General features: G+C 40.4%; 33 protein-coding genes. 28 read left to right on the top strand and 5 right to left on the bottom strand.

Annotated features, from left to right (window positions below):
- Positions 1-10: 10 nt before the first annotated feature.
- Entirely contained in the window at positions 11-502 is a 492-nt protein-coding gene (locus E4N66_RS12010; RefSeq protein WP_253728215.1) for a prolyl-tRNA synthetase associated domain-containing protein, read from the bottom strand.
- 179 nt (positions 503-681) lie between these two features.
- On the opposite strand from E4N66_RS12010, the gene E4N66_RS12005 reads away from it, so the two are divergent.
- From E4N66_RS12005 to E4N66_RS11990, 4 genes are all read left to right on the top strand, one after another.
- Complete coding sequence (locus E4N66_RS12005) at positions 682-945, top strand: transposase family protein (RefSeq protein WP_253728214.1); 264 nt, start codon at positions 682-684, stop codon at positions 943-945.
- Between the two features lie 44 nt (positions 946-989).
- Positions 990-1,457 (top strand): ISAs1 family transposase, encoded by a 468-nt coding sequence (locus E4N66_RS12000; RefSeq protein ID WP_253728213.1) that lies wholly within the window; start codon positions 990-992, stop codon positions 1,455-1,457.
- A complete protein-coding gene (locus tag E4N66_RS11995; RefSeq protein WP_253728211.1) occupies positions 1,438-1,836 on the top strand; it encodes an ISAs1 family transposase in 399 nt (132 codons plus the stop codon). Before E4N66_RS12000 ends, E4N66_RS11995 begins: the two co-directional genes overlap by 20 nt.
- Positions 1,837-1,976: 140 nt before the next feature.
- On the top strand, positions 1,977-2,918 hold the full coding sequence (locus tag E4N66_RS11990) for a hypothetical protein (RefSeq protein ID WP_253673530.1): 942 nt from the start codon (positions 1,977-1,979) through the stop codon (positions 2,916-2,918).
- 54 nt (positions 2,919-2,972) lie between these two features.
- Here the strand turns inward: E4N66_RS11990 and E4N66_RS11985 are convergent, their stop codons facing one another.
- The 3 genes from E4N66_RS11985 to E4N66_RS11975 form a co-directional block, all read right to left on the bottom strand.
- Positions 2,973-3,608 (bottom strand): HEAT repeat domain-containing protein, encoded by a 636-nt coding sequence (locus E4N66_RS11985; protein ID WP_253728210.1) that lies wholly within the window; start codon positions 3,606-3,608, stop codon positions 2,973-2,975.
- 62 nt (positions 3,609-3,670) lie between these two features.
- Positions 3,671-4,063: a GrdX family protein gene (locus tag E4N66_RS11980; protein ID WP_253728208.1), complete on the bottom strand. Its 393-nt coding sequence runs from the start codon at positions 4,061-4,063 to the stop codon at positions 3,671-3,673.
- 13 nt (positions 4,064-4,076) lie between these two features.
- Positions 4,077-6,461 (bottom strand): asparaginase domain-containing protein, encoded by a 2,385-nt coding sequence (locus E4N66_RS11975; protein ID WP_253728207.1) that lies wholly within the window; start codon positions 6,459-6,461, stop codon positions 4,077-4,079.
- A gap of 262 nt (positions 6,462-6,723) precedes the next feature.
- Here E4N66_RS11975 and E4N66_RS11970 point away from each other — a divergent pair, with 262 nt between their 5' ends.
- From E4N66_RS11970 to E4N66_RS11875, 20 genes are all read left to right on the top strand, one after another.
- Entirely contained in the window at positions 6,724-8,154 is a 1,431-nt protein-coding gene (locus E4N66_RS11970) for an MGH1-like glycoside hydrolase domain-containing protein (RefSeq protein WP_253728206.1), read from the top strand.
- 36 nt (positions 8,155-8,190) lie between these two features.
- Complete coding sequence (gene ppk1 / locus E4N66_RS11965; protein ID WP_253728205.1) at positions 8,191-10,248, top strand: polyphosphate kinase 1; 2,058 nt, start codon at positions 8,191-8,193, stop codon at positions 10,246-10,248.
- 313 nt (positions 10,249-10,561) lie between these two features.
- The gene (locus E4N66_RS11960; RefSeq protein WP_253728204.1) at positions 10,562-10,927 is read left to right on the top strand and encodes a hypothetical protein; all 366 of its coding nucleotides are present in this window, start codon (positions 10,562-10,564) and stop codon (positions 10,925-10,927) included.
- An 89-nt stretch (positions 10,928-11,016) separates the two neighbouring features.
- Complete coding sequence (locus E4N66_RS11955) at positions 11,017-11,268, top strand: type II toxin-antitoxin system Phd/YefM family antitoxin (RefSeq protein WP_253728203.1); 252 nt, start codon at positions 11,017-11,019, stop codon at positions 11,266-11,268.
- Entirely contained in the window at positions 11,269-11,565 is a 297-nt protein-coding gene (locus tag E4N66_RS11950; RefSeq protein WP_253728201.1) for a Txe/YoeB family addiction module toxin, read from the top strand.
- A 144-nt stretch (positions 11,566-11,709) separates the two neighbouring features.
- On the top strand, positions 11,710-12,018 hold the full coding sequence (locus tag E4N66_RS11945; protein ID WP_010697523.1) for a nucleotidyltransferase family protein: 309 nt from the start codon (positions 11,710-11,712) through the stop codon (positions 12,016-12,018).
- Positions 12,002-12,358 carry a HepT-like ribonuclease domain-containing protein gene (locus tag E4N66_RS11940; protein ID WP_253673547.1) on the top strand — a complete coding sequence of 119 codons (357 nt, stop codon included), beginning with the start codon at positions 12,002-12,004 and terminating at the stop codon, positions 12,356-12,358. The genes E4N66_RS11945 and E4N66_RS11940 overlap by 17 nt, the downstream gene beginning before the upstream one ends.
- Positions 12,348-13,007, top strand: coding sequence for a hypothetical protein (locus E4N66_RS11935; protein ID WP_253673549.1), 660 nt, complete (start codon positions 12,348-12,350; stop codon positions 13,005-13,007). The genes E4N66_RS11940 and E4N66_RS11935 overlap by 11 nt, the downstream gene beginning before the upstream one ends.
- A gap of 128 nt (positions 13,008-13,135) precedes the next feature.
- The gene (locus tag E4N66_RS11930; protein ID WP_253728199.1) at positions 13,136-13,447 is read left to right on the top strand and encodes a hypothetical protein; all 312 of its coding nucleotides are present in this window, start codon (positions 13,136-13,138) and stop codon (positions 13,445-13,447) included.
- Positions 13,448-13,687: 240 nt separating this feature from the next.
- A complete protein-coding gene (locus E4N66_RS11925) occupies positions 13,688-13,837 on the top strand; it encodes a hypothetical protein (RefSeq protein ID WP_253728198.1) in 150 nt (49 codons plus the stop codon).
- A gap of 158 nt (positions 13,838-13,995) precedes the next feature.
- Entirely contained in the window at positions 13,996-14,454 is a 459-nt protein-coding gene (locus tag E4N66_RS11920) for a hypothetical protein (protein ID WP_253673555.1), read from the top strand.
- A gap of 154 nt (positions 14,455-14,608) precedes the next feature.
- Positions 14,609-15,109 carry a hypothetical protein gene (locus E4N66_RS11915; RefSeq protein ID WP_253673556.1) on the top strand — a complete coding sequence of 167 codons (501 nt, stop codon included), beginning with the start codon at positions 14,609-14,611 and terminating at the stop codon, positions 15,107-15,109.
- A gap of 316 nt (positions 15,110-15,425) precedes the next feature.
- The gene (locus E4N66_RS11910) at positions 15,426-16,127 is read left to right on the top strand and encodes a hypothetical protein (protein ID WP_253728197.1); all 702 of its coding nucleotides are present in this window, start codon (positions 15,426-15,428) and stop codon (positions 16,125-16,127) included.
- 58 nt (positions 16,128-16,185) lie between these two features.
- Positions 16,186-16,935: a TraX family protein gene (locus E4N66_RS11905; RefSeq protein WP_253728195.1), complete on the top strand. Its 750-nt coding sequence runs from the start codon at positions 16,186-16,188 to the stop codon at positions 16,933-16,935.
- A 51-nt stretch (positions 16,936-16,986) separates the two neighbouring features.
- Positions 16,987-17,343: a hypothetical protein gene (locus E4N66_RS11900; RefSeq protein WP_253728193.1), complete on the top strand. Its 357-nt coding sequence runs from the start codon at positions 16,987-16,989 to the stop codon at positions 17,341-17,343.
- Between the two features lie 3 nt (positions 17,344-17,346).
- Positions 17,347-17,823, top strand: a complete 477-nt coding sequence (locus E4N66_RS11895; protein WP_253728192.1) for a hypothetical protein — start codon at positions 17,347-17,349, stop codon at positions 17,821-17,823.
- 183 nt (positions 17,824-18,006) lie between these two features.
- On the top strand, positions 18,007-18,288 hold the full coding sequence (locus E4N66_RS11890) for a type II toxin-antitoxin system RelE/ParE family toxin (RefSeq protein ID WP_044014123.1): 282 nt from the start codon (positions 18,007-18,009) through the stop codon (positions 18,286-18,288).
- Positions 18,289-18,297: 9 nt separating this feature from the next.
- Entirely contained in the window at positions 18,298-18,594 is a 297-nt protein-coding gene (locus E4N66_RS11885; protein ID WP_253728190.1) for a HigA family addiction module antitoxin, read from the top strand.
- A 109-nt stretch (positions 18,595-18,703) separates the two neighbouring features.
- On the top strand, positions 18,704-19,123 hold the full coding sequence (locus tag E4N66_RS11880; protein WP_253728189.1) for a hypothetical protein: 420 nt from the start codon (positions 18,704-18,706) through the stop codon (positions 19,121-19,123).
- A gap of 89 nt (positions 19,124-19,212) precedes the next feature.
- Positions 19,213-20,376 (top strand): M20 family metallopeptidase, encoded by a 1,164-nt coding sequence (locus tag E4N66_RS11875; protein WP_253728188.1) that lies wholly within the window; start codon positions 19,213-19,215, stop codon positions 20,374-20,376.
- A gap of 467 nt (positions 20,377-20,843) precedes the next feature.
- On the opposite strand, the gene E4N66_RS11870 is transcribed toward E4N66_RS11875, so the two are convergent.
- A complete protein-coding gene (locus E4N66_RS11870; RefSeq protein ID WP_044014114.1) occupies positions 20,844-21,491 on the bottom strand; it encodes a peroxiredoxin in 648 nt (215 codons plus the stop codon).
- A gap of 191 nt (positions 21,492-21,682) precedes the next feature.
- Here E4N66_RS11870 and E4N66_RS11865 point away from each other — a divergent pair, with 191 nt between their 5' ends.
- The 4 genes from E4N66_RS11865 (at position 21,683) to E4N66_RS11850 (ending at position 25,160) form a co-directional block, all read left to right on the top strand.
- On the top strand, positions 21,683-22,093 hold the full coding sequence (locus E4N66_RS11865; RefSeq protein WP_044014112.1) for an EamA family transporter: 411 nt from the start codon (positions 21,683-21,685) through the stop codon (positions 22,091-22,093).
- Between the two features lie 82 nt (positions 22,094-22,175).
- Positions 22,176-23,054, top strand: a complete 879-nt coding sequence (locus E4N66_RS11860; protein ID WP_253728187.1) for a hypothetical protein — start codon at positions 22,176-22,178, stop codon at positions 23,052-23,054.
- Positions 23,054-23,794 (top strand): RluA family pseudouridine synthase, encoded by a 741-nt coding sequence (locus E4N66_RS11855; protein ID WP_253728186.1) that lies wholly within the window; start codon positions 23,054-23,056, stop codon positions 23,792-23,794. Before E4N66_RS11860 ends, E4N66_RS11855 begins: the two co-directional genes overlap by 1 nt.
- Positions 23,795-24,392: 598 nt before the next feature.
- Positions 24,393-25,160 (top strand): ParA family protein, encoded by a 768-nt coding sequence (locus E4N66_RS11850; protein WP_044013395.1) that lies wholly within the window; start codon positions 24,393-24,395, stop codon positions 25,158-25,160.
- Position 25,161: the final 1 nt, after the last annotated feature.

Here is a 25,161-nt window from a genome sequence, read left to right as displayed (position 1 = left end):
TTTAGAAGTCTTATGCATTAATGATAAAATACTCGTGTCCCGTGTTTTTGATAAAACGCTGCAGGTCGCCGGAATCGATAAAAACCGTCGCTGTATTTTCATTCGGATGAAAGGTTAAAATGCGATATTCGTCAAGCATTGATTTATCAAAGTATACGGGGACATCGTGTGCGGTGTTGTTTAATAGGCCAAACGGCGACACAACTCCTGCTGCGAGACCGAGCTTTTCTGCCAATAATTCTGCTGAAGCAAATTTAAATTCTTTTTCTTCGAGCATTTCCGCACACTTTTTCATATCAAGCCGTTTCATTTCGTCCATAATGAGTAGAATGCACTGTTTTTTATTTCTGTTTCGCAAAAAGAGCGTTTTTGTCCGGCACCCTTCTTTGCCTTCAATGTATTTGTCTGCTTCTTCTGTAGTTAAAGCCGGCGGGTGTTCGACAACTTCGTAACTGATACCCATATCTTGCAATGCTTTGTAAACGTGTTCGGCAGGTGTCATAAAAAATCTCCTTGTACCTTATCCGGTTCTTTAAATACTATAGCATAAATAAAAGAAAAGACAACACAGGAATATACTTTGGGGGATGGGGGCTCAGGGATTCCGCATTATAAATCGTGTCAAAAAAAATAGTAGCCCCCATGGTATAAATAATGGTAAAATGTTCTTGGAGTGGAACAATGACATTACAAGAAGCATTTGAAAACATTAAAGACGAAAGAATCGACAGATGCAAGAAACACAATCTCATCGATATATTAATGCTTGTGTTTATGGGAGTATTGTGCGGCTATAAAAGTATAGAACAAATACAGTTTTATGCGACATTAAGCGAGCAAACCCTCAAAAAATATCTGAAACTGGAAAATGGCATCCCCAGCAGCGATACGATTCTGCGAGTGCTTGCAAGGATTGATGCAAAGCAGCTTGAAAAGTATTCATAGAATATGCACGAGAGACATTTGGCAAGCATATTGCAGAAAATGAAGTGGTCGCGATTGATGGAAAACTATCCGGCGCTCTGAATATGTATCGACAGGCGAAAATAAAACCGCATAAAGCTGCTCATGTTGTTTCGGCTTGGGCGCATTCTCTGGGTGTGTGCTTCGGGCAGGTGAAAACAGAAGAAAAATCAAATGAAATTACCGCCATTCCTGAACTTCTGGATCTGTTAGACTTAAAAGGCATGATTATTACTATAGATGCGATGGGCTGTCAGAAAAAAATCGTTGAGAAAATAGCAGAAAAGGAAGCGGAGTATGTTATTTCTCTGAAAGGAAATCAGCAATCGATACACCGGGATGTAAAAGAGTTCTTTGAGCACCCTTGTGATGGTGCGTATTGTCAGTGTTACCATATTCAGCGAGGAGAATATACCATTGAAATTGGACACGGGCGAATTGAAAACGCACCTGTTATCTTTGCGGGAATATTGATTGGCTTTCAGAAAAGATGAATGGAAGAATCTCAATGGAGTTGGAATGCTCGTGTGCGAAAGAACGGTAAAGAAGACTGGGAAGAAATCCGTTGAACAAAGATATTTCTTGACCTCACTGACAGATGTGCACAAGGCCGCATTTGCGATGAGGGCTCATTGGGGGATAGAAAATAACCTGCATTGGGTTCTCGATGCGATTCTCGATGAGGATTATTGTCTTGTACGGAAAGACAATGCGGCAGCAAACTTAAGCGTCTTACGAAAAATTGTCTTGAATATTCTCAAACAGGTTGACTTCTCGGATATCATAAGCACAAAGAAAATGCCGCTTCTCCATAAGCAACATCTGTGCAACAAACGAGAAGATTGCCTTGATAGAGTATTGCTCTCGTTATAATGCGGAATCCCTGGATGGGGGCTGGGCAGGTCTTGCATAAAAAGCAGCATCCGTGTAGGCTTGATAGTGTGCCGTTTTTATGCAATGTTGTTTTTATATTACGTTGTCGTGAAAAAAACGAGCAGTCTAAGGAGTGTTTTATGAAGAAACTGATTGCATCGGTGATTGGTGCCCTGCTGATTCTCAGTACGCTTTCTGCACAGGAAGAAGGGGCAGAGGAAAAGTCAAAGGTAAAATATTCGACAAATATCAATCTGGCTATTACCTATCCTTGGGCCGGCAAGCTGAATGTGACAGAAGTTATTAAAGTTCCGGTTTTGAACTTTGATAATCCGTTTATGCGTGGTAATAATATTAAATTTAAACTAGGGGCGGAACTTACGCCGGTTACCGTCGAAGGAAAGTTTGATGTGGTCTGGACTCCGCTCGCCTTTTTGGAAGTATATGGAGGTGCCAGTATTGGATCCGGGTGGACACTTGCAGGATGGCACGGCCTTGCCTTAAATCAGGATGTTTCCGGCACAACGCACAAAGTTCCTATTAACTTTAAAAACGCATTTTACACTGCAAATTTCGGCGGTGCTTTGCAATTTGATTTGGGCGCAATTATCCCGACTGATTGGACTCATATAATCGCGAGGGTTGATCAGTACTTTTTATATAGGGGTGTTACAGGTGTTGACCCTCTTACATCATGGGTGTTTCAGAATGATGACGGCGAAAACAGAAACGGCTTGACCTATTGTGCTTCATACGTGCTTGGCTATCAAATGCCCCTACCGATGAATATGATTGCCTTTAGACTGGAAACGGAGAAAACTTTTTTTAAAGTTCCTACCGGTGCCGATAAAAGTATATGGGGTGAAGATCGTTATAATGTCGTATTCGGACCAATCATCAGCTTTAAACCGATCGATCAGCTGACGATCATGTTGATTGCACAATGGAAGACCGCTCATAACTATACAGTCGGTGATTTAAAAACATTTTATCAAAAACGTACAATCGATAAAAGTAAGCTGGACAAGATAGTCTTTAAGCGTGTGGGGATTATCTTCGATGTGAATCTCCCCAATAACTAATGGGCATCTCTAAAAACTTGGCTAGATTTTTTTAACAATGCCCTTATGAATGCTTTACACCGTCGGTGTCCTGCGCAAAAATGTTTCGATTGTGCGTATGGCTTCGACGGCGTGAGCTTGTGTTGCAGGGGAAGGATCGCGCAGCTTTTCCTTTAGCAATACCAACGAACGTTCAACCATTTCCGGTTCGTACTTCCCGATTACGCGGAATATGTCCGGAGCATGCTCGCGAACCCCTTGCTTGTCAGGATCGTCCAGCATACGTTCGAATAAGCCGATGTACGGTTTAAAAACGGCTGCCTTAGCATGAGCAATACTTTGACACGCATCCAGCATGGCCGCCCGTACTTTGGGGATGGGGTCGCAGTGTAGCTGAATAATCTTATCCAACCTGCTTTTGACCGTATTGATATCCGCCCTCCCCGTGCGGCCGATCGCCAAAACAGCCTGTTCCCGAATTTCCCAATTTCTGTCTTTTAATGCTGTAAAAGCACCGTCTATCAAATGTGTAATTTTTTCAGGGATATGATTTCCTATGCGGCCTAAAGTCTCGTAAGCTTGCGCGACTTCTTTTTCATTGCTGCTTTTAATACTTTTGGTAACGAATGCAATATCTTCACTCGTCAGTTCCGTGGGAGTTGTTTGCGCTGTATACGCAATACTTTGAAGACGTTCAATATTTCTATTCATGTGTTCTCCCTATGAATGAATAATGAGGATGATGTAGCAAGATGTTCAATGCTGATGTATTTTTAAGTGGGTGATACTATACTGTGAAATAAAGAAAAATCAAGTGCTTGAAAATCTTTCAGTACTTTCTCCGAATAAGTCGGCGGATTAGTGCGGTTTACCCGCTCCATAGCCTGCTCCCATAACTGCAAAGATCGGGTGTCCAGTTCGGTTCCTTCCGTTAACACCATACTGCGGTACGGCTGCTTGTGCAGCTGAATATTTCCATACATTGCATGATTTTGCAGCTTCCAGTTCCGGTGAATATAGTCGCGCACTTGTATATACAGCTCCTCACGGGTGGCACAGAAGATCAATTTAATATCCTTGGCTTCGGTGCTGTTATTCGAATCTCCGTGGTTGCGTTCGATATATTCTGCAATTTGAGGGTTGTTGGTGATAATCAGTTGCTTCACGTAATTTTCCTTTTTATCTTTCGTTTAAGAGTGCTGCCGTTTCCATAATGCGATCGAGTTCTTCTTGGGTGTCGCACACGAGAGACGCTGCATAGTACAGTGCAATGGCTGTTTCGGTTGTGAGCATCCCCATCGGTACGGCTCCTTCCTTCCATAAATTCCGTGCGCTGGCATAGCTGGAAAAATCGATGACTTCTTCCTGTTGGGAAGTACAGTAAAACCTGCATTGCCGTTTTTTGCCGCGTTTAAGAAATTCCTTTATAGAATACGAACTGTCTTTCATATTTGCCGTACCGTTTTCATACAGCTCTAAGAAGAATGTGCGTATATCTTTTTGCAACGGAATGAGCCGGTCGCTTCTAATGCCGGGATAGGTTTTAATCAAAAACATATTGTCGGCAGCTTCGCTCAATAAGCTTTCAAAAACAAGGCTATCGCTTTCCTCATAATCCGAAAGCAGGCCTTCACCTCTAAAGAGCGGCGCTTGCATATTCCAGTTTACAAAGCCGATATCGCCTGAATCGACGAACTTGAGATTGAGCGGCGAAAGCACCTTACCGTTAAAAGAAACATAGACGCCGTTTTCTTTCTCCCACGCAAGTTTGATTGCCGCGTTGAAGTTGCGCCGCGCTTCTTCAGATTCCGAAGGGGCGGTACCGGATGCGGTCAATACGATGGAAACCGGTGTGTCGGCAAAAAGCCAGTATATCAGCGGCGCAGTATAGACGAGGGTATCGGTTCCATGTGTTATGACGATGCCGTTTGCCGTACCCGAAGTGATCTTTTCGCAGATTGCGTGAATAAGCTGCGCCCAATCCGCGGGTTCCAACTCTTCGCTAAAAAGCCCGTCGGAAATACTCGGTTCGATACGGATATGCCGTTTTGCAATATCGGTATCCAAAAGCTCGGACAAAATTTTGGTATTTCCCGCTTTCACCTGTCCGTTTTGTATGGTAGCCGAAATTGCGCCGCCCATCGAAAGCACATAGATAATGCGGATATTCAATTCTTCTTTAATGAGTTGTTTTACCAATTGCTGGTCGGCAAACCCTTTTGTCCGCTTCATCACCGCGCCGCACAAGATTTCAAGGTATTTCATCGAACCGGTTTTGAGCAGTTCCGCTTCTTTCGGATGTTTGCTAAGCATCTCTTGCACGAGAGTCCTCAGCGTTGTTTCGTCCGATATCTTTATCCATTCATCTTGAGCAAGCAGGGCTGCGGGGTCAGCGCCGTCTATGATAATCTTTTGTAGCAGCGTGCGGCTAATCGGATGGTTAATCGTTCCTTCCTGCGCAAGCCGCAAAATACGGGCAAAGTATTCAGGCTGTAAAACAAGGCAATCGATTGTTTTGCCGGCACGCTTCAGCAGTGGGAGAATATCTTCAAGGATGCCGTTTGCGGCGATTTTCGGCTCAATTCCGAATTGCAGCACCGCTTCAAAAAAATTCGCAAGCCGCGCCTCGGTACACAGCGCCCGTACAATCGGGATGGACAGGCCGAAGGATTGAATATAGCGCAGCTTCCGTGATTGTTGATTTTCCGGGGCAGTCTGCAATACCTCTTGCAGCAGCGTATCCGGCGCGGTGTAAAAAGCCTGCTCTTCTACCGGTTTTGTTTTAACGTAATCGATAAAATCCCGTGTTTTATACGGTTCGGTACGCTCCATGCGGGCATTCCACAACCGGCTTTCTGAAATCGGCTCCTTCCCCTGTTTGAGCATATCTTCCTGCCGCCGTAAATCTTCGTTTACCGCCTTCCGTACAAAGTTAAAAGAGTTAAGGTTCCTCAGTTTTACGTAGTGCTGCGGCGGATTGGGAAATTCGGTAGAAGCAACATAGGCATTGCAGCGGATTTTATGACTGCTGTCGGAATCGGTGAGGAGTCCGATGTATCGCAGCCGGTTATTCAGTTCGGTTAAAAACATCTCCGCTTCTTCACCTAATTCAAGATTGTTACCGGTGCGTATCCTAATGCTCGGCATTCCGGCAGAACTATAATCCATAAAAGCCTTGCCGTCGGCATGCATAAGGCGTCCCGCATCTTCTTCGATGCGTATTTCCAAAATATCAATCTGCTTTTTGTGTTTGTGAAATTCGATATCGAGCACGCCTTTTTCCGCAATTTTTACCGAAGCGCCGCAGAGCTGATATTCGGGCGGAAGGGCGGGCATACCCGAAGGGTATTCATATTGAGCTTTTTGGATAAGTGTACAGCCGAGGCTTTGAGCAAGCCGGTATGCATCGCGGGCAATGCGTTCTTTTAAAAGCGGCGGATATCCCGGTGTGCGTGTACAAATAGGGCAACTTCCGGCAGCGGAGCCTGCTTTGCATGAGCAAAACGCTTTTTCATCCGATAAGATTAAAATGCGGATTTCAAGAAAAACAAATGATTGGTACAAGCGTTCCTCCTGCAACACTGGAATGAAATCAGATATCTCTAAAAAATTGATGAGTTTAAAAGATCCTCATCAGAATATACAAAAAACTGAAAAAATTATACAACTATGCGAAAAAATATGATATACTATATACGCGAAAGATTCGCTTAATTATTTTTATGATTTTTCTCAGTGTTTAACAGGACGGCACTATTTAAACGGTTACAGTTAAAACTGTGCAAAAAGAATACGAATAAAAGCGGTGAATTGTTGAGGAGCAGTGGTGAACAAACGCGATTTTCCAAAAGTTCATTTTTATGATCAGGATTTTGTTGATATTTATGATAGGACATGGTCGTTCATTCAGGATTTTTTATTCAATATAAAAACGGAAAAAGGAGCAACCGAAAGTTTCTTTCTCTATCCCGATAACAACGGATGGTTTTTAAACCAGTCTGAAACCATCTTTTCATCGTTCTTTTTTGTTTACTCGAACAGGAACTATAATGCGAATCAAGGTTTAGACTTTTTTTATGCCCATCAGGAAGAGTCCGGCGCAATTCGATCTAAGTATAATGTGGAAACCGGTGAGCCGGTATTTTCAAGCGATAATCCCGAAGGTGTCGGTATGCCGCTTTTTGCATGGGCGGAATACAATATGTTCCACAAGACGGCGAATAAAAAACGGGTGAAGGATGTTATGCCGGTATTAACCCGCTACATGAAGTGGCTGGATACCTCTTTTAAGCAGCCGAACGGGTTGTATACCGTACCGCTCGCAGCCGTAGAGATGTACAATACCCCGCGTGAGAAAGCTGCGTATCTGGTGGATTTTAATGCGGCGGTTGCGGTTAATGCGCTGTATATGTCGGTGTTGGGCGATATCCTTAACGACAAGGAATTGAGTTTTCAATATAAGCGGGTTTATTTTACCCTGAAAACCCGTATCAATGCCCTTATGTGGAATGCCGAAACGGGTTTTTATCACGATATCGATGCGGATGAACGGCAATTACCGCAGAAGACAATCGCCGGTTTTTGGCCTCTGCTTGCTGAAATTCCTAATGAGGATAAAGCCGAGCAGCTTTCCGCACACTTGCTCAATCCCAAAACATTCGGTTCCGATCATCCTATTCCCAGTTTGTCGCTTGATGACCCTGCGTATAATGAACGCGGTATGGGAGCGCTGGGCAGTGTATTCCCGCATTTGAACTTTATCGTCATTAAAGGCTTGGAAAAATATGAGCGATGGGAACTTGCGCGGGAATGTGCTATCCGGCATATCTATTACGTGCTTGACGGACTTGCTCCCGATGGTAACAGCAAAAAAGGCGCGTTGTGGGAAGCGTATTTGCCGCAAAAAGAAGGTCCCGCGCAGTGGCCCGGGCATGAAAATTTCCCGCGTAAGCAATATCTTTTTTCGGCAGCGCTCTCGACCATCACATTGATGATTGAAAATGTGATCGGACTTTCTATCAGCTTCCCGCGGAAAACCGTCGATTGGATTATTCCGAACCTCGAGGTGATGGGAATCGAAAACTTGAGCTTGAAACGGAACCTCGTTACCATCCTGTCGTCAAAAACGCAGCGGGGCTGGGAAATCCACATGGAAAGCGAAAAGCTCTATTACTTTACCATCAATATCCTCGGACAAAAAAAGAAAACGCTTCCGATACCTTCCGGTAAGTGTTCGATGCTCATCGATAAACTGTAAGCGGAGCTGCCTGTAAGGTTTGGCGAGACCTTCACTATGATGGACTATCTTAATCGAGAGCTTTCATGGATCGATTTTAACGAGCGGGTTTTGGCAGAGGCGTGCTCCTCTGCGGTGCCGCTTTTGGAACGGCTCAAGTTTATCGGCATTGTATCTTCAAACTTTGATGAGTTTTTTATGGTACGGGTCGCCGGTTTGCAGGAGCTTTACAAAAGCGGACATCCCTCCGATGAGTCGGGTGGTTTGTCGCCGGAAACACTGCTAAAGGGTATTGTTCAGAAAACACGGCGGCTGTTTGATATTCAAGAAGCGGTGTTAAATACCGAAATCCTTCCTCAGCTTAAAACACAAGGGCTTATTTACCGCAAACCGGAAGAATGTTCCAAAGCACAGCAGCATTTTTTAGAAGATTATTTTTACCGGCACCTTTATCCTATTATTAAACCGCAGCTATCCGATGATGAACAAGCTCTTGCAGACAGTGTCGCCAATGTGCGGCTGCATATTGGGTTTTTGCTTTCGGATGATGCAGGCAAACAAGACCGGCTGGCAATTATACCGGTGCCCGAAGTTCCGCGTTTTGTCTTTTTATCACCGGACGGCGGGGTAGCGCCGGTAAAAAAAGTGGAATTTGTACTAATCGATGAGCTGATTCGGTATTTCGGCGGTGCGTTTTTTTCCGGCTGCCGGATTACCGGAACGGGAATTTTTAAGATTAACCGCTCTGCCAGTATGACGGTTGACGATTCCTCCGATGACGGTTTTATCGAAGCGTTGGAAGAAGTTCTTATCAGACGCCGATACTCATTTGTCGTGCGGATGACGAGTACGCATGAATCACCGGCTTTTATTGCACGGATGAGCGAGCTGTTTCAGCTGGACGAAAAGGATGTCTATTTAAGCGAAGCGCCCATCGGTCTTTCCTCTTTTGCAAAAATCACGGAAATAGACGGGTTTAAGCGGCTGAGGAATGAAAAATGGAAGCATTTTGCTCATCCTGCCTTTCCCTCTGACGGTACGCTGTGGGATAGTATCAAAGCCGGTGATATTCTGCTGCATGTGCCGTATCAATCATATAAACCGGTTATTAGGCTCTTATCGGATGCCGCAGGAGACCCTGCCGTAACGTCCATCCGTATGACCTTGTACCGTACGAGTAAAAGCTCGCCCGTTGTACGCGCGTTGGTGGATGCTGCAAAGCAGGGAAAACAGGTTACGGTATTTGTGGAATTAAAAGCGCGCTTTGATGAAGAGCGGAATCTCGGCTGGGTAAAACGGCTGCAAAAGCACGGCGTGCGGGTGGTGTACGACCTGCCGCATTTGAAGGTTCACGCAAAACTTCTGTTGATTATGCGGCGTGAGGCGCACGGTGAGCAGGGCTATGTGCACCTGTCTACCGGCAATTATAATGACACCACCGCGAGGCTTTATGCGGACATATCGTTGTTTACGGTTAATCCGCGGATGATTGCCGATGCGCAGATAATCTTTTTGCGTCTATGCGGTAAATATACGCCGGAAAATCCGCACTATATCATTACTGCACCCGAAGCGCTCAAACGTACTCTGCTGGAACATATCGAGCGGGAAATCGACTTTGCACGGCAGCATAAGCCCGCCCGTATCGTCGCGAAGATGAATAGCCTTTCGCATCCCGAACTGATTGCCGCCATATACAAGGCTTCGCAGGCGGGTGTCCGTATCGATTTAAACGTGCGGGGTATCTGTATGCTCATTCCCGGGCAGCGGGGCATCAGCGACAATGTCCGCGTTGTTAGTATTATCGACCGCTATTTGGAGCATAGCCGGATATTCTATTTTGAAAACGGCGGTAATCCTGAATGGTATCTTTCCAGCGCGGACTGGATGCCCCGCAATCTTGAGCGGCGGGTAGAGCTGCTGTTTCCTGTTTTGGATAAGCAGAATCAGTTACTGCTGGATTATTTTTTTAGCGTGTACTTTGCGGATAACGTAAAGGCCTTTGAAATGCAGCCGGATGGCAGTTGGCACCGTAAAACTTTGCAGCAGGGGCAGCCGCCGGTTCGGGCACAAGAAGCCTTCCATCGCTTTTTTGAACAGCAAGCCGCCAATTGAATTATTTTAGAGAGCTTTTTGCTCACAGCGATGTTTCAACCCTATGATTTACACGCACGTCCTCAACCGCGGTGGCCTCGGCGTTCAAAGCCCTATCGACCGAATGTGATTTGTCGTTATATCATTTAGTGAAGATAGGCCTAATCTGGCTGTTGATGATGTGTTCCGGCAGATATTATGGTAGAAAGATGTAGCTGCTTGGAGAGGCGCGAGCTTAGATTGAAAGCGCGTAGTTTTTATGATATTATGAGGAAAGGTCTAAAAGGTGTTATGTGTACAACGCCAGTGGCGGCGTTTAATTATCTATTGAATTATGGAAAAAAAGAATAAAATTGTTTTATCAGTAATTGTATTTTTTATTACCTTATTGTGCATCTTTTATATATCAAATAGGAAACCTAAATTTGATAAAAATAAATGGGATAAAGTAAGTCATAGATTTGAAATGTCTGATGATTTAATTCAAATATTAGAAAAGAAAAGGCTAAATAAGGAAAAAGTTTTAGAGTTACTTGGAACTGCAGCCGTTGAAATGGAATACACTAAAGATAATGAATTGTCATATTTCTTAAAGCAAGGATCTATTTTTACCCTTGGAATGCCTTTTACCTATTTATCAATTAAATTCGATGATAGTGGAAATTATATTTCATCAAAGATATATTCCTTTGAATTTTAATGAAACTTCGGTTTCTAACATTAAAGAATAGATAAAAAACATGTTGACGTACGTAATAGTGTACATTATACTAATGATAGAGGTGTTATATGCATGCGATGAACGTAACTCAAGCAAGGGCAAAGCTTTTTCAGCTTATTGCAAATGTAAATTCTAATTCAGAACCAATTACTCTTACAAATAGTAAAGGAAAAAATGCTGTATTAATTGGCGAAGATGATTGGAATGCGATTCAGGAGACTTTATATTTAAACTCGATTCCAGGAATGTATGATTCTCTTAAAAGTGGAATTGAAACTCCATTAAGCGAATGTGTTTCAGAAAAAGATATAGAGTGGTAAATGTACAAAATTGTATATGAAAAACAAGCTATAAAGGATATACAGAATTTGAAATCAGCAAAACTGGATGGTAAAGCCAAAGAACTGATAGAAATTGTTAGGAAATATCCTTTTCAAAATCCACCACCATATGAAGCTTTGGTAGGAAATCTGTCAGGTCTTTTTTCCAGAAGATTAAATATTCAGCATAGATTTGTCTATCAAGTTTATGTTGGAAAAATGGTAGAAGATACTATTGAATATGAGGGCACAGTAAAAATTATTAGAATGTGGTCACACTATGATAATTTGAAATAACACATAACACCGTTTTCAAAGCCGACAAACGGGACCGAGCCCGTTTGCGGTTTAAAACAATGTTAGGTGGACTCGTGCTACTGCACGAGCTGAATTTTTAGGTATAAAGCTAGATTTAATATTAAAAAAAAGTATAATAGAGCTATGAAACCTAAAGAAAAAAAAGAAATTTTTAATTTCTTAGAATATAATAAAAACATTCTCCAGTCCTATGGCGTAAAAAAAATAGGTCTTTTTGGTTCTTATATACATAATCAACAAAATAAAAATAGCGATATTGATATATTAGTAGAATTTCATGCTAATAAAAAAAACTATAATAACTTTATAAATTTAGTTTATTACTTGGAAGATAATTTGAATACAAAAATAGATTTATTAACTATAGAAAGTTTAAGTCCGTATATTGGTCAGAGAATACTCAATGAGGTTGAATATGTATCGATCCAATGAAGATTTGTATAATCATATTTTTGATGAAATCATTTTTTTGGAATCTGAAACAGGTACTATGACAAAAGAGGCGTTTCTAAAAGATGAAAAAACGCAACGGGCATTTGCACGGAGTATTGAAATTATTGGAGAAGCCGTTAAAAACATTTCAAATGATATAATCATTAAATATAAAGAAGTTCCATGGAGAAATATTGCCGGTATGAGAGATAAACTCATTCATGGTTATTTTTCCGTTGATTATGAAATTGTGTGGGATGTTGCAAAAAACATTATTCCTCAATTTAAGAACCAGCTGATAAAAATCATGGATACAGAAAAAAAGAAAAATGACAATTAAAGAAATAATAACAGAAATCAATAAAATAGAAATAGATATTGTTGATTTTATAAGTAGTTACAAAAGTGAACGACTTGTCAGTAATTACAATGATTGGAATTATAAAGATGTCATTGCGCATCTTTTTGAATGGATTATGTTTTCAAAAAATAAACTAAACGCTATTGTACATAACCAAGATTTTCAAGAAATAAGTAATATCGATATATTCAATAAACAAAATTATATAAAAAATAAGAATAGGCATATTATAGAATTACAGAAGAAACTAATCTTTGAACTGAATGAATATAAAAATATTGTGCTGTTGTATACAGAAGCGGATTTACAAAGAAAAGATTTGCCAATAGGTTTTTCATTTGAATTATGGCGGTATATGGTAATGGATACTATTATACATCCTGTAATGCATTTATTATATTATTTAATTAAAACAAAAAACTATAAGTTATTTTTCAAATTGTGTAAAAAATATAATGAAATATTTTATTGTTATGCAAAAGGAAATATTGAGGTGTATTCTTTTTATGAATATATTGAAGATAGTAAAAAATTTATTGAGAATATAAAAGAATTAGGCGAGCAGTATAAAAATGATGATATGATACATGCAGTTTTAAAAGCCAATAAAATAGATGAAAACATCTAACACCCGCTTCAACCTGACATTGCCTTTGAGGCAATGTCAGGTTAAGCGGTAGTTAGACGGATGCCCACTGGGCGCTTATCGTTGATAAGTAAAATCCCAAACAAGTTTTCAAAAAAATGGAGATTTTTATGAAAGGTTTTATTTTAACTTTAGTAGGTGACATTCTGCTTATTAATGGTGCAATCATCAGTACCGTTGGAAGCAAGCTGGTTGGAAATCCAGATCCTTCTAATATTTCTTTACAAACTGTTCTCAGCGGTTCCTTTGGAGGTACGGCATTGACATTTCTTATACTTGCGTGCGAAGTCATTCTGACCGGTTTAGTATTCAGTATTATTGGCTTGATTGGAAATATCAAAAGGAACGAGAAAAAAGTGTTCAATATTTTAGGAATCCTTCTGGGTGCTCCGCTGATATTGCTGTCAGCAGGTTGGTCCTAATTATTTTATGTGATTGTATGGAATTGGGATTTTCAGAATAATTTGTGAAATGGTCTTGTAATTTTTGCTAAATGGAACGGCAAAAACAGTTTATACAGCAAATAACCGTAGAAAAATTGTAGAATAATCACATAACATGCACTTCAAAGCCGACAAACGGGACTGTGCCCGTTTGCAGTTTAAAACAATGTTAGGTGGACGCCCGCACTGGGGCGCAGAAAATAAATGAGGGGTAAAAAAATGAAAAAAGCTATCCTTTTTTTGTTTTTGAGTTTCAGCGGATTTGCCCAAAGTAGACAAGGATTGGTAATTGATAATGGAGTACGATTAAGAAGATATCCCGGCCTTGATGCTGAAATAGTGGGAAAAAAGATAAAAATTCAATTATAAACATTTACTCATATTCAGGATCTGGTAAATTTGTTGATGGTATTTTAGATTATTGGGCATGTATTTCAGAAAATGAAAATGTTTGGATAAATGCATATTGGATTACAGAATTAGATTTTAAAGTAAAATACCAGCATCCGTTAGACGGAGAAGTGTATATGACATTATTCTCATATAACCAGTCAGATGATAGTTTTAAATGCGTGTATCAGAAAGAGTTTGGTAATAGAAAAGAAATAACAATCAAACGGACAGATAGTTATTCGTATACTTTGGAGTATGCAAGAATCAATATGCTTATAAAAAGATTTGATTCTATAATAACAGAATACGAAAAGTATAATGGTCAGATATATTTTAATCACAGAGAATTTGAGATTGATACAAGGTACTTTGAACTTCTATATGGTATAAAAGTCGGAATGAAGAAAGAAGCTCTTTTTAAAATTTTAGGGAATGACCTTTACGTTAATTCTGACGGACGTTACCGCTGTTCTGGTGACTATCACGATAATGGAATAGATATGTTCTTTATTTTTGATAAGAGCGATTGTATTAGTAAAATTGTTTACGAAAATCCTTATGGCGGACATATGAGATATGAGGATTTGCTGTAATGTATATTCCATTGATCTATATTATTTGACGAAAACGGTATGTCCATTTTTAAACATCACATAACAAAACTTCAAAACGGATTTTGCGGTCAAGCCGCAAATGCAGGTTAAGCGAATGTTAGGTTGACGCCCTCTGGGGCGCTTGGAATAAAAAATGGAAAGGAAAGTTTTTATAATATTTTTAGTTATAATTGCAGCATCATGCTATTCACAATCAGTACAGCAAAATCAAATAACTGTTGAAAAGGCCATTGACGTATACGAGTCCGGCAATGAAGAGCAGGCTCTGCAAATGTTTTTGATACTTTCAAAAAAGGGGAATTTTAATGCTGACTTTGAATTATTTTACCGCTATATAAATACTCCGGAAGCTTCCTATAAATATTTACGGAATGCAGCTGTTAATGGACACGAGAAAGCAATGGACTATTTCCTTGATAGAACTGTTTACCGTGCAGAAACTTTTAGAAGAGCTAACCCCAAAGAAGCGTTAAACGTTTATAAAAAATATTTAAAAAAAACAGGCTTGGAAAACAATAAGCATGCTATTGATACACTTGATTTTCTTGCTAAATGCGCAGAACTTCCGGCATTAGATTCAAAGAAATTCTGTAAAAAATATGATTTGTTTTATAACGATGAAGATATAGGGTGATAGTCGAATTGAATGTCCGAAGTTTACAATTACTTTAGCAGATATTAAAAAAACAGAATTTTTGTGGCAGTCTTACAAAAATAGCATGATTGAATTTGTTAAAAATCAGTTTGGCGTAGAAGCAAGCCGGAATATAAGTAAATGGATTTATCAAAAAAGGATAGAGAATTTAATGAATATTGTTGAATTATATTATGACTATAATTATAATTGATTTGACACATAACACCCGCTTCAACCTATCATTACCTTTGCGGCAATGCAGGTTAGGCGGTAGTTAGATGGACTGTCCGTTGGGTTGCTTTTTAGGAAGAAAATGAAAAAAGTATTTTTGGTATTTTCAACATTGATTGTCATATCTTTTTCGGTTTTTGCGCAAGAAATAAAATTTAGAATCGATGGAAAACCATATAATAAGCAAATATATGATGAAAGCAATAATCAGATTACAAATTTTAAGAACTGGGAACTAATTAAAGATTTCTACATTTCTCCTGACAATAAAAAAATGCTTGTTTATCATAGACCTGATAAGGCTAAAGCCTTCCTTATGACATTATATAATCTGGAAACAAAGAAAATAATAGCTGAGTGTGAGCCTGGATGGGCATGTGATGATGTAAAATGGACAAAGAATTACTTGATTAAAGTTTGGGGTACTTCTGGAGGAGGAATAAGATTTGAATACAGAAGCTACGAAGATCTTTCCATCGTCAGAGTAGTAAACTCATACTATCCATTTGAAGATGTCGAAGGGAATATTTTAATTGATCCAGACTCTATGATGAAAAAGATTGCCTTTTACCATTATTCTGATGGAACTGAAATAAAAACAATTGATTGTATAAAAGAATTAGCAGATAAACAGATTTATGCTGCTTGGATACACATCACTGAAGTTAAAAAAATAGGAAAGCGGAAATATAAATTTTATATTGAGGGTAATCTAAACATAGAAGGAAGACAAGAAGAGGAATTCAAAACCGTTATCGAAATTGAAATAAAATGTGAACTTTAGGGCGAAGCACGGTAGTGGTAGTATGTGTCTTTACGATTATAATAATAGAAGCGTAGCTTTGAAAAAAAGGAAAAAATTGACAGGTAATAAATTAAAAATAATCGCTGTGCTTTCCATGACATTAGATCATGTATTGTGGGTACTTTATCCGAATTATCAAACAGACTGGTGGATAATTTTACTACATATCCTCGGGAGACTTGCTGCTCCAATTTTCTGGTATATGGCGGCGGAAGGATATCATTATGCACATAATCTAAAAAAATATCTTTTAAGGCTTTTTATCTTTTCTGTAATAGGACATTTTGCATATAATTTTGCATTTGGAATTCCATTCATACCTTTTAAAACAAGCTGCTTCAATCAAACAAGCATAATATGGCCATTGTTTCTCGGAGTTCTAGGCTTATCAATTTCTGATTCTGAAAAATTAAAGCAGTGGCAGAAAACTGTATTGATTTTTATACTTGCTGCATTGGCATTTCCGTCAGACTGGTCCAGTCCTGCTTTTCTGGTGATTTTGTATTTTGGATCGAATCGTGATGATTTCAAAAAACAAATGCTTATGATGCTTTTGTGGATTGCAGTTTATGCAATAGTTTATGCAGTTTTTATCAATCCAATATACGGAATCATTCAAATGGGCGTGGTATTAACAATTCCTTTACTCAAAAATTATAACGGACAAAGAGGTGCTTTCAAAAGACTGAAATATTTCTTTTATTTTTATTATCCGATTCATCTTGTTGTCTGTGGAATCATCAGGATAATTGTAAATGGGAATGTTGGAGTTATGATTGGAAGTTAGAATAAAGGAACAAGGTAGCGGTAGTACGCGGCTTTCGTCGCTGGGAGAAAAATGATTGTATTAAAAATTTTTAGTGGGTTATGTGCAGTATACTTTTTTGTTATACTTATTCGGAGTTTGGTTGCATGGAATAATCAATATAAAGCTTTCATTGATTTTTGTCGTTTGGAAGGCGATACAGAAACTATGGCCTTTATTGGGTATAAAGAATTTTATGGCGAAGAATACGGCTTACGAAGGTCTTACTCGCTTGGGGCGGCTCTAGAAAGACTAAATTTGCAATACGAGAAAACCAGCAAAAAAGAGTATTTTGAATACGGTGAATATATCCGTATAAATAGATATAAAAACATCTTATATGTAATTGCAATTTTTCTATGTATTATTGTTACAACTATACAGGTGTAATAAATGAGAATTACAAAAGTCATTATTTATCCAAAATTGAAAAGTTTTGTTTGTATTGGTTCTATTTGTTTAGGTTTATTTTTTCTTAGTGGATTTTCTTATCTCATCATAAAAATTACTGCAGTATTAAAAGAAATAATGTTTTTACCTGACTGGCCATATTTAATCATTGGGACGTTTTTTCTTTTGTTGCTTTTTATTTTAGGCCTGTCTCTTTTCTTTTTACCTTTAGGAAAAAAAATAGTAATATTTGGAAATATTGTTGAATATCAGAATTATTTCTTCTTTCATTCAAAAATTGAAATAACAACAGATACAAAAATAAAAATGGGAAGTTGTTATCCTAAATGGGGATGTCGTCCTGTTCGTATATGGAAAATATCAAACCATCATGGAAAAGAAAAAATAAAAATACATTCAGATTTCTTTGATTACAAATATGTAAATTCTATATTTGGAAAACTAAATGGAAAAAAATAGAAATTTCCAATTCTTTAATAAAATATTAAGGTAATAAGAGAGAATGTTTTAGAAAGCAACTCAAGCTTGCTTCCTAAAATGAAATTGAACTTTAGGGCTAAGCAAAGTAGCAGTAAAACGCGGCTTTACGCCGCTTAAAAAAGCCTGTTTGACATATACACGTTCTGTGTGTATAATATACTTATGATAAAGACTTTTGCGGATAAAGAAACAGAGCATGTTTATAAACAGGAGTTTTCAAGACGGCTTCCGAATACAATTCAGAAAGTTGCTTTGCGTAAACTTATGTTAATAGATAATGCAAAGTGTCTTGAAGATTTGCGGGTGCCTCCAAATAATCATCTTGAACAACTTGTAGGAGACAGAAAAGGACAGCACTCTATCCGTATAAATGATCAGTGGCGTGTCTGTTTTACAGAAAAAGATGGACACTTTTATAATGTAGAAATTGTGGATTACCACTAGGAGAAAACTATGGCAGAGTATATCGAAACACCGACAATGGGTGAAATCTTAAAAGAAGAATTCTTGATTCCTCTTGGACTCTCCGCATATAAAGTAGCACAGGAAATTAAGGTTCCTACATCTCGCATTCAAGATATTCTTCATAATCGCAGAAGAATTACTGTAGACACATCTTTACGATTTGCAAAATTTTTTGGAGTTTCAGATGGTTATTTTATGGCTTTGCAGGATGATATTGATATAAGAAATGCAAAGTTAGAGCTTGCTCCACAATTAGAGGAAATAAAAGCCTACGTTTATGCATAATAATATGCCATAACATTATTTTCAAAGCCGACAATACAGACAAGCTTGTTGCGGTTTAAAACAATGTTATGGCGATACTACACTAAGATGCGAGGTTTTATGAAAAGATATGAATGGTTTTAAGGCTATTATCGAATTACAAGATATTCTCTTCCCGAAATTTTATACAGCAATAGATTCTGAAGATAATGAATATATATTTTTAAAAACTCAAGATTCAACGATAAATTCATTAGATAAAGTATCTGATAAAACACAATTAGAGGCATATGAAAATCATATTCATATTTGCGGTAAAGTTAAAAAACGTGTTCAACATACAGCCATAACTTCTGCAAAATTAATTACGAAAAATCTCATTGAAAATTTAAAAGCAAGTTTTCCAAATAAAAATTTCTATGTCTATTTGGACTGTGATTTTAACGATCATATTATATTAAGATTTCATCAATTATGGGAAAATGAAGCACCGTATTATGATGTAAAAGATTTTCCAAATATCGAGGTATTTAAAATTGAAGCAAAATAGAATATTTCTTCAGCAAGTCAAGCTTACTGTAATCACATTTTGGGGGCTCTAAAAACTTAGTGGTTTTTAAAGGATAAAGGATAGTACCAATGCAAAACTATTTTGATTATATCGATGATGATGAACTTTGCACATTTTTTGCAGGCGCTGTAAAAATTCCCAGCATCAATCCGCCGGGGAACGAAGCGCCGATGGTGCAATATATAGAAGATTTTTTACAAGCGAATAAGATTGAATATGAGCGTATTCCAGTTGAAGGAAACCGCTGTGATATTGTCGCTCGGGTGCGTGGAAAAACCCGTGAAAATAGCATCATCTTTACCGGACACATGGACGTCGTACCGGTTTCCGACGAAGAGCGAAGACGATGGAATTTTGACCCATTCGGTGCTGAAATACGGGATGGTGTTTTGTACGGCCGCGGCAGCAGCGATATGAAAAGCGGACTGACGGCTGCGCTCTATGCAATGGCTGTTTTACAGCGGCATGGCATCATTCCGCCGACAGATATCATCTTTGCCGCGACAATCGACGAAGAAAACTACATGAAAGGCTCAAAGAAGCTTTTATACTCTCCGTTGTTTGACGGAGCCCGTTCGCTGGTGGTGTGCGAACCGACCGATTTAAAGTTGTGTATAAAAGGGAAAGGCAGAACATGGGCGGATGTCTGCGTACGGGGTAAAACCGCTCACGGTTCACAGTCCGGCGCAGGCGATAATGCGATTTACACGGCTATTAATTTAATAGAAAAGATTAAGCATACGGCGTTAACGGGCTATTCTTCGGCGGAGAGCGGGGAGTCTTTTTGGCGGACGCTGGCAATACAGGCAGGCGTGGAACCGCAGGTAGTTCCCGACACCTGTGTCTTTACCGTGGATGCGAGACTTGCCGTCGGGCATCCCATCGATGCGGTATGGGCGCAGCTGGATGAATTGATTGCCGGATTGCACCAAGAAGTTCCTACTGCCCAGGTGTCGTATACCGTTGTCGATAAGCGGCCTTCGTGGACTACAGCAGAAAGCGATCCGTTGGTGCAGCGGTGTAAAACGGCGCTGGAAGCCGTCGGTCTCCCGTATATTCCGGATATCTTTGCAGGCTCTACCGACGGCAGCGTATTGGTAAAGCAGGGGCTTGCTCCCGTTATCATCGGCCCGGGCGATCTTGCCGTTGTCCACCGCGAAAACGAACATATTAAACTTTCTCAACTTTATCAGGCAGCACGGCTGTATCTGTCAATGATGCTTATTTTTTGAAAATATACGGCGCATCTACGCCAAAAGTGTACATCCTTGTACACTTTTGGCTGCGAGTTTCGGTGGAACGAAACATCGCTTCTGAATAATACGAGCGGCATCCGTGCCGCTACTGAAGACCTCAACGTATCAGTACCGCCACGGACGGCGGTGGTTCCATGCAGCAGCAAGTTTTTCGAAAGAAAAACTTGTCGTTAAAAAGCGTACACGGAAGGACGCTTTTTAACAGGCCTCCGGTTGGAATTCGCTAGGCTCCTAGCATCTGCATCGTCTCTTTTCAAAAATGTTGGCTTAAAAATATACGGCACATCTGTGTTTTCGTGCCTGCGGGAATAGGATTAGTGATTGAATGGCAATTAAAAACCCTCTAAAAACTTGAGTTTTTAGAGGGCTCGTTCAATGTTTTTAGCACTGTACGGTTATCCGTTACAGGCAACTGTGCGTGATTCGTTGTTTTACAGTATTAACTACTTTAACGCTTTGTGGCAGAACCACCAGTCAAAACCTTCGTATTCCTTAAGCCGTTTTTCGGCGTCTTTTACGTTTGAAGGCGGCGGTACAATTGCGTGATCTTTAATCAAACCGTTATTCGGCCAGTTAGCGGGCAACGCAACGTTTTGCTTGTCGGAAATCTGTAATGCTTTTACCGAGCGTAAGATTTCATCCATGTTTCTACCGATTTCCTGTGGATAATACAGTACCAACCGGAGTTTTCCTTCGGGATCGACAATGAATACCGCACGAACCGTGTTAGTGCCTTTACCGGGATGCAAAAGTCCGAGTGAATTCGCAATCGAATCGTTTGCAGCAATAACAGGGAATGTAATCTGCACGTTGAGCTTGTCCTTCATCCATTCAATCCACTTCATGTGACTGAATACCTGGTCAACGGAAAGACCAACCAATTTTACACCGAGTTTATCAAATTCGGGCATGAGTTCCTGAAAGCCGACAAACTCGGTTGTGCATACGGGAGTGAAATCAGCCGGATGGCTGAATACGATAAACCACGAACCTTTTAGGTCTGCCGGCAATGTCATTGGTCCTTGTGTAGTTTGTACTTGCAAAGTGGGAAATGCATCGCCTAAAAGCGGCATGTTAATTCTTTCGTCCATAAAGTATCTCCTTAAAATCTTAGTAATGATTCTTAATATATCATAGTTTTTAAAAAAAAGCAAGCACTTCATATCTTTTTGTTTCCATCGGATCTCTTGTACTTCCTTTTTGTAAATGGATTTCCGCACTACCGCTGCTTTTTTCTATAGTATCCTATGTTATTGAATGTATTTCAGTATATACTGAACCTATGTGGAAATTATTAGCATTTCTTTCCGCGGTGTTTGCCGCTTTTACGTCGATTTTTGCAAAATATGGTATGAAGAACATCGACTCAACGCTCGCGACGGCAATAAGAACCGTTGTCGTGCTCGCGCTGGCGTGGGGTATTATTTTTGCAAACGGGAATATCAAAGGCATAAAGGATTTAACATCCGCTAATTGGGTGTTCCTTATTCTTTCAGGGCTTGCAACGGGTGCGTCATGGCTGTGCTATTTTAAGGCGATACAGATCGGTGAAGTGTCGCGCGTTGCTCCGATCGATAAGCTGAGCGTTGTGCTTACGTTGATTTTGTCGTGCCTTATTCTGCATGAAAAACTGACGATAAAAACAGCCCTCGGCAGCGTACTCATCACTGCAGGCACTCTGCTGTTTTTATAAGTATCTATCTTTTGCATAAAATTTTGTTCGATTGACTTATTCTCTTGTAGTTTTTTTGCCGTTATGCGATGATAGCTTTCAAATGATCGATATTTATACTGAAATCCGCAAGCGGTACGGAAATGTCCGGCGCGCCCGCGGTTACTATTTATACACGGAAAAGAATGTCCGGCTGCTTGACCTCTGGCTTGACGGCGGAAAAGCAATTTTAGGCAGAAGAACGGGGCAGGCAAATCTGGTTTGTAAGCAATTTTTGGATAAGGGACTCATTGGCTTTTTGCCGACCAAGGCTGATGTTCAACTACGGCGTGCGTTGGAAGCCCTGCTGCCGGATTATCCCGTTATCCGCTGGTATGAAACGCAGGATAAGGCGGAGCGGATAGCCGGTTCTGTGCTGCAAGCCGGTCAAAACGGTACGGCACAGCCGCTGCCGGTATGGCGGCCGTTTTTAGACCTTGCTCTCGCTTCCGATTCTCAAGAGCCGATAGCCGATGGCATCATGCTGGTAACGCCCGCCTATCCGGTACCGTGCGGCATTATCGCTGCCGGCAGCCGGTTTGAAGAACGCTTACCGCCTTCCGATGTGCTGTTCCCACCGCTTGCGTATAGCCTTGCACGAGCTTTTTTTGACCTGAAACATAAAATGGATGAATTCCGAATGGAAGACGGACAACGCTCAGGAGCGGCAGGACGTAGCGCAAGAGTGAGCCATACAATAGTAAAGAAACGTCAGGCGGCACTCAACCGGAAAGCCGAAGCGGAGCGCCTCATTCCCGGCGTGTGGACACAAAAAGGTTGGTACCTCTTCCCTCATATCCCCGAAGCCGAATACCCTGCACTTTTTTTGCAGGCGCTTGATGCTCACGTATTAATCTCTCCCGAATATGGCACACCTTCCATTTTACCCGATTGTGAAAGCTACGCAGAATTAATCCGATTTTTAAAATTGAGGAATGCTTGATGAAAAAAACGCCCTTTACGCTGATTTATGCCGATGAGGATATGATTGCGGTGAATAAAGCCGCCGGTCTTTTAGTCGCTGCCGACCGTTGGGATATTGAAGCTCCGCGGCTCGACTTGCTCATTCAAAAAGAGCTGCCGCAGATTGCGCCGTTGTGTCAAAAACTCTATGCCGTACACCGGATTGATAAAGACACTTCCGGCATCTTGCTCTATGCCCTCAATGCGGAAGCGCACCGTGCGTTGAATACCGCATTTCAAGAGAGGGAGATAAAGAAAACATACCGACTGCTGATTCACGGGCGGGTATCGGAAGAACAATTTACCGTTGACCTGCCGCTGCGCGCCGACGGAGATGCGCTGCACCGTACTGTTGTAGATAAACGGCGCGGCAAGGAAGCGATAACGCATTTTACGGTGCTGGAAACATTCCGGCAATTCTCCCTACTTGAGGCGCGTCCCGTTACCGGTAGGACGCATCAGATTAGGGTACACCTTGCAGCCGCCGGTTACCCGATTGTCTGCGATTCGCTGTACGGCAGCGGTAAGCCGGTACTCCTTTCCGAGCTCAAACAACGGTGGCACGGTGATGTGTATACGGAGCAGCCGCTTATCCGGCGGCTTGCGCTTCATGCCTATCAGCTTGAAGGGCATCATCCGCAAACGAGCGAGCCTTTCTCCTTTACTGCAGAATACGCTAAGGATTTTAAGAGTACGGTGCATCAGCTTCAAAAGCTATAGGAGAGTGTTACAGTTATCAGTGTAATCGCATCGATACTATTTCAAACAGGAGTATTCCCTTTGTGCGAAATTTTGAATAGAATTTCGCACATTTTTTCGGCAACAGGACAAATGCATCAGGCAGAGAAGATAAAAAATCGCAGAAAAAATGAGGTTGTGAGACCATTTGAACCATCTTCAACTGTTGTGCATCCGTGTACAACAGTTGAAGGCGAGTTTTGTGCGTGCACGAAACATGATAAAAACAGGCAAGTCATTATCAAAACAGTATTTATAACAATCACGAAAAAGAGCATACCTTCATTGTAGCAAAAATTGACAAAGCTATTTTTACACACAAAGCGCGGATAGCGCTCTTTAGAACCTGTTTCGGCGGTCTAAAGGCTCGATTCGCTCCATTGTAGTGAAAAATAAGTATATGGCTTTGCCGTTTTTCCATGTATTTATTTTTATCAATGACGGTTAGTCGTTGGTTAATAGGGATAATAGCTCTCTCTTAAAGACTATCATTCCGGGACGCCCTCAAAGAGAAAACGGCCTTTGAGGGCGTTTTTTTATCCTATCGACTAACCCAACCCTACACACACAGGAGCAAAAGATGAAGGTGTACACATTTGCAAGCCTCAAAGGAGGCACCGGCAAATCTTCGACAACGATAACCGCTGCGGAATGCTGCGCGGCTGCCGGTAAAAAAGTCCTTGTCATAGACATGGACATAAACAATTCGGTCTCATTCTATTTTTTACAAAATAGTAATGAGAGTGGGCAAAAAAATATCGCCTACGCATTGCAAAGCGATAATCTTTCCGATTTCATCATTACTACAAAGAATGAAAATATCGATATTATTCCGTCAAGCTTACGTCTCGTCGATCTTAGAGCGATGTCGACGAGCATATTAAAAAGACTAATGACAAGTCTTAACAATCGGTATGATGCCGTGTTTATCGACACGGCGCCGACATACGATAATATTGTACTTAATGCAATAAACGCAGCAGATTATATTATCACCCCGATAAATTACGATCAATTTAACTTCAATACGTCCATATTCTTAAGTCAAAAGCTCCGTTTAGAGACGGAAAGCTTTGATAAATGGTTCTTATTCTTCAACGGCTATGAAAGCCGATACGACGGGAATCCTGAAAGTCTCCAGAACCAATATCACCTGTTATTTTCGCAGCATGACATCTTAGGAAAAAAACTTCTACCGGTAAGATTTCCTTTTACCCGCAATATGCGGAAATTTGCGGATACCAATGAAGCCCTTTGCAACAAAGGGCAAACGGAAAAGCTCCACAAGGCGGTATGCGAGCTATGTTCAATACTGTTGGAAGAAGAGATTCGTCCCGAAAAGTTTTAAA

It is taken from the genome of Treponema sp. OMZ 857, assembly GCF_024181085.1.
GTDB lineage: Bacteria > Spirochaetota > Spirochaetia > Treponematales > Treponemataceae > Treponema.
This window is presented reverse-complemented; position numbering and strand designations above follow the sequence as displayed.

What these genes read in the sequence shown, in the direction of transcription:
- E4N66_RS12005 (WP_253728214.1), top strand. Translation starts at nt 682, where the DNA reads ATGACATTACAAGAAGCATTTGAAAACATTAAAGACGAAAGAATCGAC.
- E4N66_RS11940 (WP_253673547.1), top strand. Translation starts at nt 12,002, where the DNA reads ATGTATCGATCCAATGAAGATTTGTATAATCATATTTTTGATGAAATC.
- E4N66_RS11895 (WP_253728192.1), top strand. Translation starts at nt 17,347, where the DNA reads ATGAGAATTACAAAAGTCATTATTTATCCAAAATTGAAAAGTTTTGTT.
- E4N66_RS11950 (WP_253728201.1), top strand. Translation starts at nt 11,269, where the DNA reads ATGTACAAAATTGTATATGAAAAACAAGCTATAAAGGATATACAGAAT.
- E4N66_RS11865 (WP_044014112.1), top strand. Translation starts at nt 21,683, where the DNA reads ATGTGGAAATTATTAGCATTTCTTTCCGCGGTGTTTGCCGCTTTTACG.
- E4N66_RS11960 (WP_253728204.1), top strand. Translation starts at nt 10,562, where the DNA reads ATGGAAAAAAAGAATAAAATTGTTTTATCAGTAATTGTATTTTTTATT.
- E4N66_RS11915 (WP_253673556.1), top strand. Translation starts at nt 14,609, where the DNA reads ATGGAAAGGAAAGTTTTTATAATATTTTTAGTTATAATTGCAGCATCA.
- E4N66_RS11920 (WP_253673555.1), top strand. Translation starts at nt 13,996, where the DNA reads ATGACATTATTCTCATATAACCAGTCAGATGATAGTTTTAAATGCGTG.
- E4N66_RS12010 (WP_253728215.1), bottom strand. Translation starts at nt 502, where the DNA reads ATGACACCTGCCGAACACGTTTACAAAGCATTGCAAGATATGGGTATC.
- E4N66_RS11880 (WP_253728189.1), top strand. Translation starts at nt 18,704, where the DNA reads ATGAATGGTTTTAAGGCTATTATCGAATTACAAGATATTCTCTTCCCG.
- E4N66_RS11985 (WP_253728210.1), bottom strand. Translation starts at nt 3,608, where the DNA reads ATGAATAGAAATATTGAACGTCTTCAAAGTATTGCGTATACAGCGCAA.
- E4N66_RS11925 (WP_253728198.1), top strand. Translation starts at nt 13,688, where the DNA reads ATGAAAAAAGCTATCCTTTTTTTGTTTTTGAGTTTCAGCGGATTTGCC.
- E4N66_RS11900 (WP_253728193.1), top strand. Translation starts at nt 16,987, where the DNA reads ATGATTGTATTAAAAATTTTTAGTGGGTTATGTGCAGTATACTTTTTT.
- E4N66_RS11955 (WP_253728203.1), top strand. Translation starts at nt 11,017, where the DNA reads ATGCATGCGATGAACGTAACTCAAGCAAGGGCAAAGCTTTTTCAGCTT.
- E4N66_RS11990 (WP_253673530.1), top strand. Translation starts at nt 1,977, where the DNA reads ATGAAGAAACTGATTGCATCGGTGATTGGTGCCCTGCTGATTCTCAGT.
- E4N66_RS11885 (WP_253728190.1), top strand. Translation starts at nt 18,298, where the DNA reads ATGGCAGAGTATATCGAAACACCGACAATGGGTGAAATCTTAAAAGAA.
- E4N66_RS11870 (WP_044014114.1), bottom strand. Translation starts at nt 21,491, where the DNA reads ATGGACGAAAGAATTAACATGCCGCTTTTAGGCGATGCATTTCCCACT.
- E4N66_RS11850 (WP_044013395.1), top strand. Translation starts at nt 24,393, where the DNA reads ATGAAGGTGTACACATTTGCAAGCCTCAAAGGAGGCACCGGCAAATCT.
- ppk1 (WP_253728205.1), top strand. Translation starts at nt 8,191, where the DNA reads ATGATGGACTATCTTAATCGAGAGCTTTCATGGATCGATTTTAACGAG.
- E4N66_RS11945 (WP_010697523.1), top strand. Translation starts at nt 11,710, where the DNA reads ATGAAACCTAAAGAAAAAAAAGAAATTTTTAATTTCTTAGAATATAAT.
- E4N66_RS11910 (WP_253728197.1), top strand. Translation starts at nt 15,426, where the DNA reads ATGAAAAAAGTATTTTTGGTATTTTCAACATTGATTGTCATATCTTTT.
- E4N66_RS11890 (WP_044014123.1), top strand. Translation starts at nt 18,007, where the DNA reads ATGATAAAGACTTTTGCGGATAAAGAAACAGAGCATGTTTATAAACAG.
- E4N66_RS11875 (WP_253728188.1), top strand. Translation starts at nt 19,213, where the DNA reads ATGCAAAACTATTTTGATTATATCGATGATGATGAACTTTGCACATTT.
- E4N66_RS11935 (WP_253673549.1), top strand. Translation starts at nt 12,348, where the DNA reads ATGACAATTAAAGAAATAATAACAGAAATCAATAAAATAGAAATAGAT.
- E4N66_RS11930 (WP_253728199.1), top strand. Translation starts at nt 13,136, where the DNA reads ATGAAAGGTTTTATTTTAACTTTAGTAGGTGACATTCTGCTTATTAAT.
- E4N66_RS11860 (WP_253728187.1), top strand. Translation starts at nt 22,176, where the DNA reads ATGATCGATATTTATACTGAAATCCGCAAGCGGTACGGAAATGTCCGG.
- E4N66_RS11855 (WP_253728186.1), top strand. Translation starts at nt 23,054, where the DNA reads ATGAAAAAAACGCCCTTTACGCTGATTTATGCCGATGAGGATATGATT.